This window comes from Cellulophaga baltica (assembly GCF_900102165.1).
GTDB classification, from domain to species: domain Bacteria; phylum Bacteroidota; class Bacteroidia; order Flavobacteriales; family Flavobacteriaceae; genus Cellulophaga; species Cellulophaga baltica.
On sequence record NZ_FNBD01000005.1, the window covers coordinates 1 to 16,988 of the forward strand.

Genomic DNA, 16,988 nt, shown 5'->3' on the forward strand with positions numbered 1-16,988 from the left:
CCCCTCGACTTGCATGTGTTAGGCCTGCCGCTAGCGTTCATCCTGAGCCAGGATCAAACTCTTCATCGTTGTTTTGTAAATATTATATAACATCTATTAACCAACTAATAAATCATCCGAATCCTAGCCCTCTATATTCTTTAAGCTATTATGTTAATTCAATTTATTTAATTACCGTTTCCAGTAATTAAACGCTGTCTTACAATATGTCAATGAACTTTTTATCTCTTTTACTCTCCGCCTAATTAAGTATCGTTGTTTCCCTAAGCGGCTGCAAATATACACCCTCTTTTAAAACCCACAAGCGTTTTTGGAAAGTTTTTTTAAAAAAAATTACACACACTTCGCAATAACCACTATTACAAGGTTTTATAATGAAAAATAATTAATAGCTAATATGAAATAAACGCGAAAAATGGTTTCATCATTCAAAAAATGAATACATAGAAGGACATCACTACTAACTAAAAAAGTTCCAAACAACACCAAAACGCACAATAAAATCTCGATACGGATTGTCTGGCGCAGAAAAATAGTCATAATCTTTCTCTCTAAAAGAAGAATTAAAATGCTCTGCCTTTAAATAGATACGTGTTTGCTGCACTTTAGCATTAATAAAAAAGTCTAACAAAGGGAAACCTCCCAAGCTTTGATTGTTCTGTATATAGAGCTCTCCTAATAAAGGGTTATAAGCATTCATATTATAGGAAGAGAAATATTTAAAGATTACCCCTGTTTGCAAGTACATAGCTTTCTTAAACACCTCTTTGGAATAATACAATGAATTTCTAGTGGTGAATTGCGGAACATTAAGCACATCACTACTTTGAGATACGGTTTGATACATGACGGTATTATCCAAAGCAAAATTACCTAACTTAAATTCTTTAGTATACTTCACCTTTATATAGTTAACGCTACTCGTCTCCTGAAAGGGCTTAATAAATTGATTTTCACTTTCCGTTTCCAAAACTGTTACAGAAGGATCTACCGCAAAATAAGTGTAATTATCCAAGGTTGTAAATTTCGCAGACAGACTTCCTAAAAATTTAGCATCCAAATTAAACTCTAGACTATTGGTCTTTATCTTATCAAACGCGCCTAAATTATCCCAATTGTAATTACTATAATCACTTTGATACAATAGATAGTTGAAATTGGGCATTCTAGAAGAAGAATGTAGCTTTGCCCCTAAAGACAATACATCCCCTAAAACATAACTAGCTTCTGCATTGAGAATAGATCCCGTTAAATCTCCAGTAAGATTATACGCAAAATCTCCTTTGACATTAAAACCTTTAATTCTTTTTTGATAATTAGCCCCAATAGAGATCTCATCACCTTTGAGCTGCGACCTTAAAGTCTCCGTATCTGTAATAAGGACACTATTGAAAGAGTAATTATAATTATATACATTTAAGTTAGCCTTAAGCCTGCCTAAAGTGGTATTATAAAACTCTGCACTAAATTGATTATAAAAAGCTCTTAGTCGCGCTTGATCCGAAAGATCTGTAGCAACGAATGCTTCTCCAAAAAAATCATTCTGACTATCTTGAGTGAACTGATAGTACTTGGTTTCATAATTAAACAAATGACCTAGCGACAACGATGTTTTTTCCACCACACTAGAATCATTGTCCTTCTTTATCAACTTGTATTGATTTTCAAAAAAATACCTTTTACCTAAAATTTTACTTTCAGCATCGGTCAAATTAACATCTATCCTTGATCTATCTGAAAAGTCAGAATCTCCAGAAATAAATTGATCCTCCAAATCACTCAATCCCCCATTTTCTTCATTTATCAAATCTTGCGCAGCAATATGCCCCCTGAAAGAATATCTTTTATTCTCACTTAAATAATTAGCGCTGGTTCTAAAATTACCAGCTTCTGCCTGACTATTGTTATACTTCCCATAAGATCTAAACCCCTTATAAGCAATAGCATAATTAAATTTCTTGGATACATTAAAAGTTAATAAGATATCTAGAAATTGCCCTTCCTCAAATACGGTTTTAAACATCACATCGGTCATAGGCGTAGGAACATTGTAATAATCAATATCTTCCATCTCCATATAATTATGATTCTTAGCTATGGCACCAAGTTTTGGATAGAAAAAATTAGGCTCAAAATTATATGCTAATTTATTATAGGTCTGCCCCATATTAGCAAAGGGAAGTAATTCAAAATCATCTTTTCTCAGGTAATTATATTGATACTCTTTCTTGATAGATAGCGTAGTATCTACAAACGTAGTATCTCTATAAAATGAGACTATCTTATAATCACTTACAATTGGCTTATACTCCTCTGCACCTGCTACAGTATCTTTTTTCCTCCCTAACTCCTTACTTGTTTTAGGAATCGCAGCAAGCTCTTTACGATTAGGAATTGAATCTTGTTGACCAAAAACAGCAGCTGAACTTAAAATAATAAATACCAGTATAATATATCTCATTGAAAAACACTTATAATAGCAAAGGTAATTTTTTAAGTTTTAATAAAATGTGAAAGTTTTACGAATGCAAGAGAACTAAAAAATAATATTTAATTACAAAACGCAAATAAGCCTTTGAATGTAAATTCAAAGGCTTATTAATATTAATTTACTTTAAATAAAATAACTACTTAGTAACCTGCATTTTGAGCAACATTAGAATTCGCTAAAACCTCCGCTGAAGGAATAGGGAATGCATAATTAAAGCTACCATAAATTGGACCATCATGTGTTTGTAAAACAGAATTAACTAAAGGAATATCCTGACCTGTTCTAGCCAAATCATCAAATCTAAAACCTTCAAATGCCAACTCTTTTCTTCTTTCCAAGAGTATATTCTCCTTAGTAGCACTCGCATAAGCACTTGCATTTCTTTTAGCAGGAATCATATTTAAAAACGTCAATGCCGTTGCCGCATCACTAGTTTCTAAAAGTGCTTCAGCATAATTTAAAACAACTTCTTCGTAACGAATAACTGGAATATTATCTTCAAAACTAGCTAAAGTAGGATATTTGCCAGTATTACGGTATCTACCACCTGCATCTTGAGTAATAACACCATTTAAACCTCTAACATCAGTAGCTTCATAAGTGTTTACCAAATCCTCCAATACTACTACATCCCCATAGTTTGTATCTTGATAAATATTAGCTAAACCATTAATACCTTGGTTATCTACATCAGAATTTGCTATTTCAAAAATAGAATTTGAAGACGAATCAACATTAAAACTACCTACAAAATCAGAAGCCTCTAAAATTGAAAACTCACCTGAATCAATAACTGATTTAGCTGCATCACGAGCAATTGCAAAATCACCGAAATATATAGCTGCCCTAGAAAGCAAAGCATCTACAGCATAAGTTGTTATGAATTGACTACTACCATCATTTAAAGAAGCAGTCATCAATGACTTCGCCATATTTAAATCTTCATAAACTTTAGACTTTACCTCACCTACTGTATTTCTAGAAGGAAACAATGCCTCTGGATCTCTAAATTCAGTAACATAAGGCACACCTAAAGATGATTCAGAACCTCCATTAACATGTTGCTGACCAAAAACCTTCAACAAATCAAAGTGCCCAAGAGCACGTATCGCATAAGCTTGACCTTTTATATGGTTAATTTCAGACGAACTTCCTTCAATATCCTCAGCTGCGATTAATATATTAGCAGAAGCAATAACAGAGTAAATCCTTGCCCAAGTATCTTCCGGATCTGCAGATTCAATTGTAAAATCCATTGCAGCGGCGTTTACAAAACGGTTTGAGTTTGCATTGGAATATGCGTTATCAGCCATTAATTCTTTGTATATTATAATATTTCTACCATAATAATCATTTAAAGAAATTCTGTTGTATGCACCACTTAATACTGCACTTAAATCATCAACAGTAGAAATACTAGAGTCAACATCCTTATCCTGCGCTAAAGTAGGGTTCAAATCTTCCTCCGAACAAGATGCTGCAAAAACTAAAACTGCAGCAATAAATATATTTTTTATCAATTTTTTCATCTTTTAAAATTTAACATTAACACCAAATGTATATGATTTAGTAGGAGGAGTTGTTAACCTCGTAAAACCATCTGCTCTAACCTCTGGATCCAATTTAAGGCCATCATCTTTAACCCATGTAGCAAGGTTCGTACCTCTCAACGTAAAAGATAAACCATCAATGAATGCTATTTTATTCAAAAATCTAGAAGGCACATTATAACCTATAGCCGCATTTCTTAATCTAATAAAATCTCCATCATAAAGATGTCTAGAACTTGTTGCATGGAAATTGTTATTTTCATTATAAGACAATCTAGGAACATCTGTTACATCCCCAGGCTCTTGCCATCTATCTAATAACCTTTGATCACCATTAAATGAACCTAAAGTAAAGCTATTTGTTCTTAAGTAGAATTGAGCAAATTGCTCATAAACTTGGTGCCCACCAGCTGCATAAAAATCTAAATCCATAAAAATACCTTTATATTCTAAATGCGTAGATAAGCCTGCAGTATAATCAGGAACCGCTGAACCTTGAACAATTCTTTCAGCAGCGTTGTAATCTGAAGTAACTTCTCCATCAACGCCATTCAAATACCATTCAGGATCACCAGTAGTCTCATTTACCCCAGCCCAAGTTCTCATGTACCAAGAACGAACAGGAATACCCACCTGAGTTGTAGTATACACACTACCAGCACTAGGATCTATCTCTTCTCCATTACCATCAATTGCCAGTTTAGTCACTTCATTATCAACAGTACCGATGTTTCCTGAAATACTCCATAAGAAATTATCCGATTGAATTACATTATAATTCAACTCTAATTCGTAACCCTTATTCACAATCTCACCAATATTCTGCTGCTGATTATCAAAACCTGAAGTTAATGAAAGTGGAACTTCCTGTAATAAATCAGATGTTGTTCTATTGTAATACGCAAAAGAACCAGACAATCTATTATCATAAATTCCAAAATCTAAACCTACATCTAAAGTTTTACCTTTCTCCCAAGTCAATACAGGGTTACCAAATTGCGAAGCAAATGCCGCACCACTACCAGCATAATCAGCGCTATAAGACAATAAAGCCTGGTAGCTGTTTTCATCAATAGCATTATTACCGGTGATACCGTAAGACCCTCTTAATCTTAATTCGTTAAAAATGTTATTATTAACAAAATCTTCTCTATGTAAATTCCAAGCCACACCTACAGAACCAAAATCCCCGTATCTTAAACCTTCAGAGAATCTAGAAGACCCTTCCCTTCTGTAAGTAGCATCAACCACATACTTACCTGCAAAATTATAGCTCAACAAACCTAAATACGAAACATTATACCAATCTACAAATGAAGAGCCTGCGTCAATATTAGAACCCGCAGAGTCCAAATTAGTTAAACCTGCAGTTGGAAAGTTTTCTCCACTACCAAATAAGTAAGAATTCTGATTTCTTTGATACTCAAATAAAGCAGTAGTATTAAAGTTATGATTCTCCCCTAACTTAAATTTATAATTCAAAGAGTTTTGCAATACATAGTTATAATTCTTTTCCGCAGAAACTACAACACTTCCTCCAACATCCTCAGAATCACCTTCAACTTGGTTACCATAATTTTTATAATCAGTTAAAGCTAAATCAATACTAAATCTAGTTGAAAAAACAAGATCATTCACCAATTCCCAATCAATTTTAGTATTAGCCAAAGCTCTTGTTAATTCATTTCTTGTTATATTGTTATCCAATAAATACAAAACATTTGGCAAACTACCATACTGAAGATCCGTATTATAGCTACCGTCCTCGTTGAAAGGATTGTTAAAAGGATTAATCAAAGCTCTAGTAATAAAAGGATTCGCAAAAAAACTTCCACCTTCTAAAATAGGATTCTGTTTTGTATTGGAAACATTAATAGATGATGAAAAATCCACATTATCTCTCATTTTCTTATTGTAATTTAAGATACCATTTAATCTTTCAAAATTAGCACCAACAACAACCGCCTCAGTTTTATTATATCCTAAAGACGCATAAAAAGAACTACTTTCATCACCCCCAGAGGCCGATAATGTATAGTTTTTAAGCATGGCATCTTTATTTTTTAAAAGAGCATCCCACTTATAATCAGTACCGTCATAATCAAGAACATTTGAAGCCACAAGACCATCATTCACACCTGACTGAATAGCAGTTTCTCTAGCATACCCTTCACTATTAACAAGAGATTCCGCCAATAATTCTAAACGCTGAGCTCCAGTTAACGGTGCTGCTTCGTTATAAGCTTCATTCTGAAACCCTACATTAGAAGTAAAATTAAAAACAGTCTTCTTGTTATTAGCACCACGCTTAGTTGTAATCACAATTACACCATTAGAACCTCTAGCTCCATATGCCGCCGTTGCTCCTGCATCTTTCAACACTGTCATTGTCTCAATATCCTGACTATTAAAAGCCGACATTGGATTAAAGGTACTTGCATTATCACTTCCTGAAAAGTTATCGTTAATGATAGGCACTCCATCAATAACAAACAAAGGTTGATTACTTGCATTAATAGAACCAACACCACGAATTCTGATATCCTGAGCAGAACCAGGAGTACCTGATGCATTAGACATCTGCAAACCTGCAACTTTACCCTGCAACGCCTGCTCAATAGAAGGTAATTGAACTCCAGCAATCTTATCTCCAGCAACCTGAACAGAAGAACCTGTAACTTCATCTACACCTTTAGAACTGTAACCTAATACAATAACCTCTTCTAAAGCCTGAGCATCCTCTAACAGTTGAACATTAACAACAGCCGAAGAACCAACAAGTTTTTCTACTGTTTTTTGCCCAACATAACTAAATCTTAGTTGTTGCCCTTGGCTGGCTACAATAGCATAGTTACCGTCAAAATCTGTCTGTGATCCTTTTGTAGTTCCCACTACTAATACAGATACACCAGGCAAAGGTAATCCCGACTCATCGGTTACCGTACCCGTAATCGTTTTCTCTTGCGCAAAAGAAAAACTCATCATTAACGCCAACAAGGGCGTTAAAATCCATGTTAATTTCGATTTCATTTAAATAAATTTTTGAATTAGTCAATTACAAAAATGATAATTAAAAGTTAATAACACAAAAAAACATACCATATTAGCACCCTTAATGTTAAAAAAATGTTATTAATTGTGATATTTTTAATGACAGAGACCAAAATTATCAATTATTTTCAAAAATTAACAAAATGCAATATTATTAATCAAAAAATTAGCCAATATATTACGAGTAATTACGAATTATTTATTTTTTATTGAAAACATAGAGAATATACTCTTCATTATAGTAATTTTGCCGCTGCTATATTTTAAATCTATAATTACCACAAATGCTCAAAAAATTCCATCTCTCTAAAAATGAAATAGGCACTGATGAAGCCGGTCGTGGCTGTCTTGCAGGACCTGTTACTGCAGCTGCAGTGGTGCTTCCCGAGAAATTTAAAAACAGTTTGTTAAATGACTCAAAAAAATTATCTGAAATTAAACGATTTACACTAAAACCAATTATAGAAGATTTAGCACTGTGTTACGCTGTCACCCACATTGAACCCTTGATTATTGACGATATTAATATTTTAAATGCATCGATACTGGCCATGCAAAAATCTGTACTAAAACTAGATACCGCAGCTAAACATATTATCGTTGATGGCAATAGGTTTAAACCTATGGAGAACTACACTTATGATTGCATTATTAAAGGTGATAGTAAATATATGAGTATTGCAGCTGCTTCTATATTAGCCAAAACGTATCGCGATGAAGTTATGAACCTACTTCACGAGGAATTTCCCATGTATAATTGGAAACAAAACAAAGGATACCCTACCAAAGAACACCGAGCCGCTATTAGAAAATACGGCATTACAAAATACCACAGAAAAAGCTTTAAACAACTACCCGAGCAACTAGAATTAAAGATATAGCTGTACATTTAAGAATATCATCGTTTTAATTTTAAATTTGCAAAAAAGCTGCCTTCATGAAATTTAGAGTTTGCATTTTCATTTTCATCCTATTTATTAGTTGTAAGAAAGAAGTAAACATCCCTTCTACTCTTCTGGAGCGTATTCCTCAAGATGCAGCTATACTTATTAAAATCAATGATTACGATCTTTTTGTAAGCGAATTAAAAAATAACTCCTTTTTAAAGGAGTACCAACAGACAACCCATTTTTCAGAAAGTTTTGATTACCTACAACTCTTATCGCACCTAAAACCTAGCAATGAAAGCATTCTTAGCTTCATTGAGGTTGGAAAAGGAAAACTAGATTATTTTTTTAAAACCAAAACCTCTTCAGCATTATTAGATCTAAAGAGTATTCCCAATAAAACAATAGAAGAAATAACATACGAGAACTACACCTTCACCAAAGCAACCCTTGAAGACCAAATTGCCTATATATATAAGGTAGAAGAATATACCTTTATTTCTTCTTCACAATTATTGATTGAGAACTTAATAAGGACCAAAGAATTTCCAGAAACGGATCCAAAACTAAAAAAACTTTACGATTCTAGTAGTAATCGTAAAGCTGCAGTTTTATTTTTGAATACTAAATACTGCCAAAACCTAACAGCCTCTTTAAAGGAAACGAGCACTTTTGATTTAGCTGATTTCTCTGATTGGATTTCTCTAGATGCAATACTTAAACAAAACGAGTTAAAACTAACAGGAATTAGCACCTGCAATGAAGGCAACCACACTAAATTTGCATCTTTATTTGCTAATGTTAGTCCCGCTTTAAATAGCACGCAATTCTACGCCCCGATAAATGCACAATACATTACCTCTTACACTTTCAAAAATTTTGACAACTACTATAAAAATCAACAAAAATATTTAGAGGCATTACCTAAAAAAGATACTACATTTCAAGCCGTACAAGAACTAGGGATCATTGGTTTATCAAATGATAAGGTAATATTACTACAAACCCTAGACGCCGAATATCTCGTAGAGATTCTTACCAAAAACTCTAACAACACTATAAATTACCAAGGAAATGAAATCCTGAAGCTTACCAACACATCGTTCCTAGAAAGCTTTAAAGCAATTCTGCCTAAATTTGAAACTAACTATGCTACTATTTTAGAAGAGATTATTATATTTTCAGAAAACTTAGAGCCCTTACAAAATACGATTAGCAACTATAAGAATGAAGCTACATTTGATAAATCTGAAGTGTACCATAGCGTAAAAAACACGATTGCAGATGAGTCTAACATCCTATTCATCTCTTCATCCGAAGGACTCTCTAATTTTCATCAAAATGATATAAAGGAAGATGTCTCAGAACAGCTTTCTAATATAGATTTCAATGATCATGTTGTCATAGGTCAATTAGTTTCTGACAAAGATTTTTTTCATACCAGTATTTTATTAAAAAAAATAACCACACAGACTGAAAGTAACCTAACAGCACCATTGTTCACTGTTCAACTAGATCATAACATCGAATCGGAACCACAATTTGTAGAAAACCATCTTACCAAAAAACACGAAATTATAGTTCAAGATGTTAATAATATTCTTTACTTGATTTCTACAGAAGGAAAGGTCTTATGGAAAAAACAATTGGAAGGTAAAATTAGAGGGGAAATTTCTCAAGTAGATTTATATAAAAACGGACGCCTACAATTTGCCTTTACTACAGATAACCAATTCCTTATTCTAGATAGAAACGGAGAAGCTGTCGCCCCTTTCACAATGACTTTTGAAGATGCACAATTAACTAGTCTTTCTGTTTTTGACTATGATAATACTAGAAATTATCGCTTTCTCGTTACCAATAAATCCAACATAGCCATGTTCGACAATTCTGGAAAACGCGTAGATGGCTTCTATTTTAAAGACACCGGAAAAACCATTACTAAAGCTCCTAAACATTTTAGATTTAACAAAAAGGATTACATAACATTTCCCCAAGAAGATGGGACACTACGAATACTTAGCCGCGTGGGAGCAGACCGAATTACGGTAAAGGAAAAAATAACTTTCTCCGATAATGAGGTTTATAATTTTGAAAATCAATTTACAGTTACCGATGATAAAGGCACACTTCTCCAAATTGATGAGAAAGGAAATGTTGATAAAAAAGATCTAAAACTCTCTAAGGACCATACTATTGACGCTTCTACAAATACCCTAGCCGTAATGAATGAAAATACATTAATGGTAAAAGGTAAAAAAATTGAGCTGGAACTGGGTTTATATTCAAAGCCCAAACTATTTTTTAATAATAAGAAATTATATGTGAGTGTAACGGATTTGCAAAATCAAAAAATATATTTATTTGATAGCAACCTAAACTCTATTCAAAACTTTCCTGTATTTGGCAATTCTTCCATTGATTTATTAGATATGGATAACGATAAAAAATTAGAATTTGTCGCTAAAGATCAAGAAAACTCTATAATTGTTTATCGCATCAATTAATCTTTTAAAAGAAGCTAGTTACACAAGTTCTACTTCCATCTACACAAATCACCTCATTATTACGTACTTCATGCTCTATCTTGTTCAAAGAAACACTAGAATAGAAAATCATGAGAAATCTATTTATCGTACTAATTATTAGCCTTCTATACATTCCGAAGGTAGTGAGCCAAATAAACTGTAGTAGGTACTACCCTCTAGAAGAAGGTACTAGTTTTGAATACACTTCTACCAATAAAAAAGGTAAAATAGAAAGTACTGCCAATTATATGGTTTCAAAAGTAAGCAACAGCGCAAATACTACTGTAGCAGAAATGACGATTAATTTAAGTGATAAAAAAGGTAAAGAAATTATACAGTCTAGCTATAACATTACGTGTACAGGATCTGGAGTTAAAATTGATTTCCAATCTCTAATGGCAGGAGATATGATAAAACAATATCACGAAATGGATATCGATGTAGCACTCACGGGTACAGACATAGAACTCCCTAATGAATTGAGTATTGGTCAAGAACTGACCAATGCCAATGTTACTATGAACATAAGCATGGCCGGAATGAACATGAAAACTATAGTAAATATGATAAACAGGAAAGTTGAAAAAAAGGAAAACATTACTACCATTTCTGGTTCTTATGAATGCTTTGTTATCTATAGTGAGAATGAATCACAAGTAATGGGAATAAAAAGAACCTACCCCTCTAGACTATGGCTTACTGAAGGTATAGGAATGGTAAAACAGGAAAGCTATAAGAGCAATGGAGATTTAATAAGTACTACAACATTAACCAAGTTTAACAAGTGATTACGAAGTAAAAAACCGAGGTCTAGGCCTCGGTTTTTTCTTTTATAAATTCTGCCTCGAATAAAACAGAAAAATGCTTTAACAGCTTTTCTTTAACCTCGTCCATAGCTACTTCTTTCTTCCCTAATTCTACATTTAAAGAAGTCACTGCTTTATCTTTTATTCCACAAGGTATCATTAAATCAAAATACCCTAAATCTGCATTTACATTTAGTGCAAAACCATGCATGGTTACCCACCTACTAGCTCTAACTCCCATAGCACATATTTTACGTGCGAAAGGGGTGCCTACATCGAGCCAAACCCCTGTTTCTCCTTCAGAGCGTTCCGCTTTGAGACCATACTCCTGCAAGGTTAGAATAACTACTTCTTCTAGAAAACGAAGGTACTTGTGAATGTCCGTAAAAAAATTATCTAAGTCTAAAATCGGATACCCTACAATTTGTCCTGGACCATGATAAGTAATATCCCCTCCTCTATTTATCTTGTAAAAGGTAGCACCTTTTGCTTCTAGTTGAGCTTCATCAATAAGAAGATTACCCATATCACCACTTTTTCCTAAAGTATAGACATGAGGATGCTCTACAAAAAGAAGGTAATTTGTAGTCTCAAGTGTTAATTCTTCTCTTCTATTTCTAATTTTAGTCGCTATAATAGACTTAAAAAGCATCTCTTGGTAGTCCCAAGTTTCTTTATAATCTTTTAGCCCTAGATCTATATATATAACAAGCTTATTCATGCCTACAAAGATACAAAGACCTATATTATACGAAACTAATTATCAGGGTTATTTAAGATCACCAAAGCTGCAATAACGCCTGGCACCCAACCACAAAGGGTTAATAAAAAAACGATAATAATAGAACCGCAGCCTTTACCAATTACAGCTAAGGGTGGAAAAAAAATAGCTAAAAGAACTCTCCAAATACTCATTTTGATTGATTTTGATTGATGAATGTACCTATTAGACGATAAAGCTAAATATATGTTACAGTATTTTAATAAAAATGATATTTAGCAACATTTACTTTTTTTCAGATTGATGAATTGGAGCATTGTACCTATATTTGCAGCCTTAATAAGTAGAAAAATGCAACTCACAGAACAAGAGGTAATCCGAAGAGAGAAATTAACCAAATTAAGAGAATTAGGTATTGATCCTTATCCTGCTGCTTTATACCCAGTAGATACAACTTCAAAAAGTATTAAAACTGACTATAAAGAAGGTAAAAAGGTTATCGTTGCCGGTCGTTTAATGCGTAAAAAAATACAAGGAAAAGCTTCTTTTGCCGCTTTACAAGATAGTGAAGGGCGCGTGCAATTGTATTTTAATAGAGATGAAATTTGCCCTGAAGATGATCATTCTAAATACAACGATATCTTTAAAAAATTAACAGATTTAGGTGATATCATTGGTGTCGAAGGAGAGCTTTTCACCACTCAAGTTGGAGAAAAAACGGTACTCGTAAAAGACTTTACCATTCTTTGTAAATCTTTACGCCCGCTACCTTTACCTAAAGTTGATCCTGATGGTAAAGTGCATGATGAATTTAATGATCCGGAATTACGTTACCGTCAGCGCTACGTAGATTTAATCGTAAATCCGTCTGTAAAACAAACTTTCATTAAAAGAACTAAAATCACGAATAGTATTCGTCAGTTTTTTAATGACCGTGAATATTTAGAAGTAGAAACACCTATCCTACAACCCATTCCCGGTGGTGCATCTGCGCGCCCGTTTTTAACACACCACAATGCGTTAAACATTCCGTTATACTTGCGTATTGCGAATGAGCTTTATTTAAAAAGACTAATTGTTGGTGGTTTTGATGGGGTCTATGAATTTTCTAAAGATTTTAGAAATGAAGGTATGGACCGTACCCATAATCCAGAATTTACAGTAATGGAACTTTATGTTGCTTACAAAGATTACAATTGGATGATGGATATGACAGAGCAACTTTTAGAGAAAGTAGCTATAGACGCTAATGATACTTCAAAAGTAACTGTGGGTAAAAATGAAATAGAATTTAAAGCTCCGTACCCAAGAGTACCCATTCTTGAAGCTATAAAAGAGCATACAGGCTATGATGTTGCCGGTATGGATGAAGTAGAATTAAGAGAAGTTGGTAAAAAATTAGGATTGGAAGTAGATGAAACAATGGGGGTAGGAAAACTTATTGATGAAATCTTCGGAGAAAAATGTGAGCACTTATATATTCAACCAACATTTATCACGGATTACCCTAAGGAAATGAGTCCGCTTACCAAACAGCATAGAGATAATCCTGCACTTACGGAGCGTTTTGAGTTAATGGTAAATGGAAAAGAATTAGCAAATTGCTATTCAGAGTTAAACGATGCTATAGATCAAAGAGAACGTTTTGAAGAGCAATTGAAATTATCTGCTAAAGGAGATGATGAAGCTATGTTTATAGATCAAGATTTTATTCGCGCCTTGGAATATGGTATGCCTCCTACAGCTGGTATTGGTATTGGTATTGACCGCTTGGTAATGCTGATGACTAATAATTCATCAATACAAGAGGTTTTATTCTTCCCACAAATGAGACCTGAGAAAAAAGCTTTGGAACTTTCTGATAATGAAAAAATAATTTTCGAAATCTTAAAAAAGAAGCAAGAAATGCCGTTAGCTAATCTCAAAGCTGAAGCAGATTTAAGTAATAAAGCTTGGGATAAAAGCATAAAAGCTTTAGGAAAAATGGGCGTATTAAAGGTTACCAAAACAGAAACTGATTTAATTGCTGCTCTAAAAGAATAACAATTCAGTTTTATTTATAAGTAAAGGGAAAGACCGTAAAAGGCTCTTTCCTTTTTTTTTGCTCTGAAACCACTCCCATAGGTTTTAAAACGAAACAAAGCCCCTGATACATCAAGGGCTTTGAATCGACTAATTCCAATAACTAACTTTTTACGCTGTTTGCAAATATTATTGAATATACCAAAGAGACGCTTTAATTCTTAAAATGTTACACATTTCATGAATAATTAACAATATAACAACAACAAGTTAAATTAATTGACAAGAAGTCAAATAATAACGTGGTTTATTGTTAACATTTAGGTTCATCAGATTAAGATATCGTTAACGAAAATTTAATTTTTATTTTCGTTATTTGGGAAAGACTAATTAAACTATCATATAAAATGTACAAAACTCTCATGAAGCGGGCACTCCTTGTTCTCGCTCTCGTAGGTTGTTTCTCTACAACCGAAGCTCAAATTTTCAAAAAGAAAAAAAATAAATCAGAGCAAAAAAGCGATCAAGGCAAACCTAAAAAAGGAGGCATTGAAGCTTATGAAAAAGTAATCACAAAAGAAGCTAAAACTGACAAAGGACTTTTTGATGTTCATGAAGTTGATAGTAAATTCTTTTATGAAATTCCAGATTCTCTTTTTAACAAAGAAATGTTAATGGTGAGCCGCATCTCCAAAACAGCCAATGGACTTGGTTTTGGTGGCGGAAAAATTAACACTCAAGTATTACGTTGGGAAAAGAATGATAAAAAAGTATTACTACGTGTCGTTTCTTATGATGTTATTGCAGCAGATTCTTTACCGGTACATGAGGCTGTTGTAAACTCTAATTTTGAGCCCGTATTATACGCTTTTGACATAAAAGCACTTAAAAAAGATTCTATAAACCCTGCTACTGTAATTGAAGTAGGAGATTTATTTGAAAAAGATGTAAATGCTTTAGGGATGCCTGACATTTACAGAAAAAGGTTTAAAGTTTCTCGTTTAGATAATGACAGAAGTTATGTAGAATCTGTTAAAAGTTACCCTTTAAATATTGAAGCTAGACATGTAAAAACATATTTAGCAAGTGCTGCCCCTTCTAATGGTGATTTAGGTTCTATTTCTATTGAGATTAATAACTCCATGATATTACTACCTGCAGAGCCTATGAAAAAACGTTACTATGACGAACGTGTAGGTTGGTTTGCTCGTGGTCAAGTAGATTATGGTTTAGATGCTCAAGAAAGTAAAACTGTAACCTTCTTAGACCGTTGGAGACTTGAAGTAAAAGATGAAGATCTTGAAAAGTTTAAAAATGGGGAACTTGTTGAACCAAAAAAACAAATTGTATATTATATAGACCGTGCTACACCAAAAGAATGGGTACCTTTTATCAAGCAAGGTATTGAAGATTGGCAAGTAGCATTTGAAGCTGCAGGTTTTAAAAATGCTATTATTGCTAAAGATCCACCGAGTAAAGAAGAAGATCCTGAATGGTCTCCTGAAGATGTTCGGTATTCTGTAGTTCGGTATTTAGCTTCTCCAATTCCTAATGCTAACGGTCCTCACGTGAGTGATCCTAGAACTGGCGAGATCTTAGAATCTGACATCAATTGGTATCATAATGTAATGACTTTATTACGTAACTGGTATTTTGTACAAACTGCGGCCATTAACGAAGACGCTAGAAGCGTTAGGTTTAAGAATGACGTTATGGGTAGATTAATTCGTTTTGTATCCTCTCATGAAGTAGGACACACTTTAGGGTTACCTCATAACATGGGAAGTAGTGTTGCATACCCCGTAGATTCTCTTCGTTCTGCAACATTTACCAAAAAATACGGCACGGCACCTTCTATTATGGATTATGCACGTTTTAATTATGTAGCACAACCAGGCGATGAAGGTGTTGCATTAATGCCAGAGATAGGTATTTATGATAAATACGCAATTAGCTGGGGATACCGACCAATTTCAGATAAAAATGCTGAAGAAGAAAAGCCTGTTCTAGATCAGTGGATTTTAGCGCATGCAGGAGATCCTTTATATAGATTTGGTCACCAACAAGCAGGTGATGTGGTAGATCCAAGTTCTCAAACAGAAGATTTAGGAGACGATGCTGTTAAAGCGAGCACCTATGGTATTGCGAATTTAAAGCGTATCGTTCCAAATTTAGCCACTTGGATTGCCGAAGACGGTAAAAAATATGACGATTTAGGTACGCTTTATGAGCAAGTACTTTCACAGTACAACCGTTATATGGGCCATGTTTCTAATAATATAGGAGGTGTTTATGAGAATTATAAAACTTTTGATCAAGAAGGAGCAGTATACACGCCTGTTGCTAAAGAGCGTCAAAAAAATAGTTTAGCATTTGTTCAAAAAGAATTATTTACCACCCCAGAATGGTTATTGGATCAAGACATATTTAATAAAATAGAATACTCTGGTTCTATTGAACGCTTACGATCTATACAGGTTAGAACTTTAGATAACATTTTAAGTCTTGGAAAAATTGCCCGCATCATAGAAAATGAAACTATAAATCGTAAAGAGGCTTATGCCTTAACTACTATGATGAAAGATCTTAGAACAGGGATCTGGTCAGAATTATCAAGAGGGAGTAAAATTGATACGTACCGCAGAAACTTGCAGAAAGCACATATTGATCGTTTAGCGTATTTAATGACTGCTGAATCTCAAACGCAAAGCCGAAGATCTAGTCCGTATGTAAAATCTACACCGCTTAATACAAGCCAATCAGATGTACGTTCTGTAGCTAGAGCCGAATTAAATATTTTAAAACGTGCTATAAAAGCGGCTATTGGTAGAACGTCTGATAGTATGAGTAAATATCATTTACAAGATGCTGTAGTACGTATTGATCAGATTTTAGACCCTAAATAAAAATGTTAAACTACTCAAATGCGGAT

General features: G+C 33.7%; 10 protein-coding genes and 1 rRNA gene. 5 read left to right on the forward strand and 6 right to left on the reverse strand.

Annotated features, from left to right (window positions below):
* From BLQ19_RS09620 to BLQ19_RS09635, 4 genes are all read right to left on the reverse strand, one after another.
* A 16S ribosomal RNA gene (locus BLQ19_RS09620) occupies positions 1-69 on the reverse strand; the annotation flags it as partial.
* Between the two features lie 391 nt (positions 70-460).
* The gene (locus BLQ19_RS09625; RefSeq protein WP_074538217.1) at positions 461-2,461 is read right to left on the reverse strand and encodes a putative porin; all 2,001 of its coding nucleotides are present in this window, start codon (positions 2,459-2,461) and stop codon (positions 461-463) included.
* 170 nt (positions 2,462-2,631) lie between these two features.
* A complete protein-coding gene (locus BLQ19_RS09630; protein WP_025613663.1) occupies positions 2,632-4,020 on the reverse strand; it encodes a RagB/SusD family nutrient uptake outer membrane protein in 1,389 nt (462 codons plus the stop codon).
* Between the two features lie 3 nt (positions 4,021-4,023).
* Positions 4,024-7,071 carry a SusC/RagA family TonB-linked outer membrane protein gene (locus BLQ19_RS09635; RefSeq protein ID WP_025613664.1) on the reverse strand — a complete coding sequence of 1,016 codons (3,048 nt, stop codon included), beginning with the start codon at positions 7,069-7,071 and terminating at the stop codon, positions 4,024-4,026.
* A 305-nt stretch (positions 7,072-7,376) separates the two neighbouring features.
* On the opposite strand from BLQ19_RS09635, the gene rnhB reads away from it, so the two are divergent.
* The 3 genes from rnhB to BLQ19_RS09650 all read left to right on the forward strand — a co-directional run bounded on the left by rnhB (position 7,377) and on the right by BLQ19_RS09650 (position 11,295).
* Positions 7,377-7,973 (forward strand): ribonuclease HII, encoded by a 597-nt coding sequence (rnhB, locus tag BLQ19_RS09640; protein ID WP_024478895.1) that lies wholly within the window; start codon positions 7,377-7,379, stop codon positions 7,971-7,973.
* A gap of 56 nt (positions 7,974-8,029) precedes the next feature.
* Positions 8,030-10,486 carry a hypothetical protein gene (locus BLQ19_RS09645; protein ID WP_074538218.1) on the forward strand — a complete coding sequence of 819 codons (2,457 nt, stop codon included), beginning with the start codon at positions 8,030-8,032 and terminating at the stop codon, positions 10,484-10,486.
* A 110-nt stretch (positions 10,487-10,596) separates the two neighbouring features.
* On the forward strand, positions 10,597-11,295 hold the full coding sequence (locus BLQ19_RS09650; RefSeq protein ID WP_024478897.1) for a TapB family protein: 699 nt from the start codon (positions 10,597-10,599) through the stop codon (positions 11,293-11,295).
* Positions 11,296-11,317: 22 nt separating this feature from the next.
* On the opposite strand, the gene lipB is transcribed toward BLQ19_RS09650, so the two are convergent.
* Positions 11,318-12,034 carry a lipoyl(octanoyl) transferase LipB gene (lipB, locus tag BLQ19_RS09655; RefSeq protein WP_074538219.1) on the reverse strand — a complete coding sequence of 239 codons (717 nt, stop codon included), beginning with the start codon at positions 12,032-12,034 and terminating at the stop codon, positions 11,318-11,320.
* Positions 12,035-12,069: 35 nt separating this feature from the next.
* Positions 12,070-12,228, reverse strand: coding sequence for a YqaE/Pmp3 family membrane protein (locus tag BLQ19_RS09660; protein ID WP_074538220.1), 159 nt, complete (start codon positions 12,226-12,228; stop codon positions 12,070-12,072).
* 157 nt (positions 12,229-12,385) lie between these two features.
* On the opposite strand from BLQ19_RS09660, the gene lysS reads away from it, so the two are divergent.
* On the forward strand, positions 12,386-14,077 hold the full coding sequence (lysS, locus tag BLQ19_RS09665; RefSeq protein WP_074538387.1) for a lysine--tRNA ligase: 1,692 nt from the start codon (positions 12,386-12,388) through the stop codon (positions 14,075-14,077).
* Positions 14,078-14,478: 401 nt separating this feature from the next.
* On the forward strand, positions 14,479-16,962 hold the full coding sequence (locus tag BLQ19_RS09670) for a zinc-dependent metalloprotease (RefSeq protein ID WP_437438134.1): 2,484 nt from the start codon (positions 14,479-14,481) through the stop codon (positions 16,960-16,962).
* Positions 16,963-16,988: the final 26 nt, after the last annotated feature.

What these genes read in the sequence shown, in the direction of transcription:
- BLQ19_RS09625 (WP_074538217.1), bottom strand. Translation starts at nt 2,461, where the DNA reads ATGAGATATATTATACTGGTATTTATTATTTTAAGTTCAGCTGCTGTT.
- BLQ19_RS09630 (WP_025613663.1), bottom strand. Translation starts at nt 4,020, where the DNA reads ATGAAAAAATTGATAAAAAATATATTTATTGCTGCAGTTTTAGTTTTT.
- BLQ19_RS09635 (WP_025613664.1), bottom strand. Translation starts at nt 7,071, where the DNA reads ATGAAATCGAAATTAACATGGATTTTAACGCCCTTGTTGGCGTTAATG.
- rnhB (WP_024478895.1), top strand. Translation starts at nt 7,377, where the DNA reads ATGCTCAAAAAATTCCATCTCTCTAAAAATGAAATAGGCACTGATGAA.
- BLQ19_RS09645 (WP_074538218.1), top strand. Translation starts at nt 8,030, where the DNA reads ATGAAATTTAGAGTTTGCATTTTCATTTTCATCCTATTTATTAGTTGT.
- BLQ19_RS09650 (WP_024478897.1), top strand. Translation starts at nt 10,597, where the DNA reads ATGAGAAATCTATTTATCGTACTAATTATTAGCCTTCTATACATTCCG.
- lipB (WP_074538219.1), bottom strand. Translation starts at nt 12,034, where the DNA reads ATGAATAAGCTTGTTATATATATAGATCTAGGGCTAAAAGATTATAAA.
- BLQ19_RS09660 (WP_074538220.1), bottom strand. Translation starts at nt 12,228, where the DNA reads ATGAGTATTTGGAGAGTTCTTTTAGCTATTTTTTTTCCACCCTTAGCT.
- lysS (WP_074538387.1), top strand. Translation starts at nt 12,386, where the DNA reads ATGCAACTCACAGAACAAGAGGTAATCCGAAGAGAGAAATTAACCAAA.
- BLQ19_RS09670 (WP_437438134.1), top strand. Translation starts at nt 14,479, where the DNA reads ATGAAGCGGGCACTCCTTGTTCTCGCTCTCGTAGGTTGTTTCTCTACA.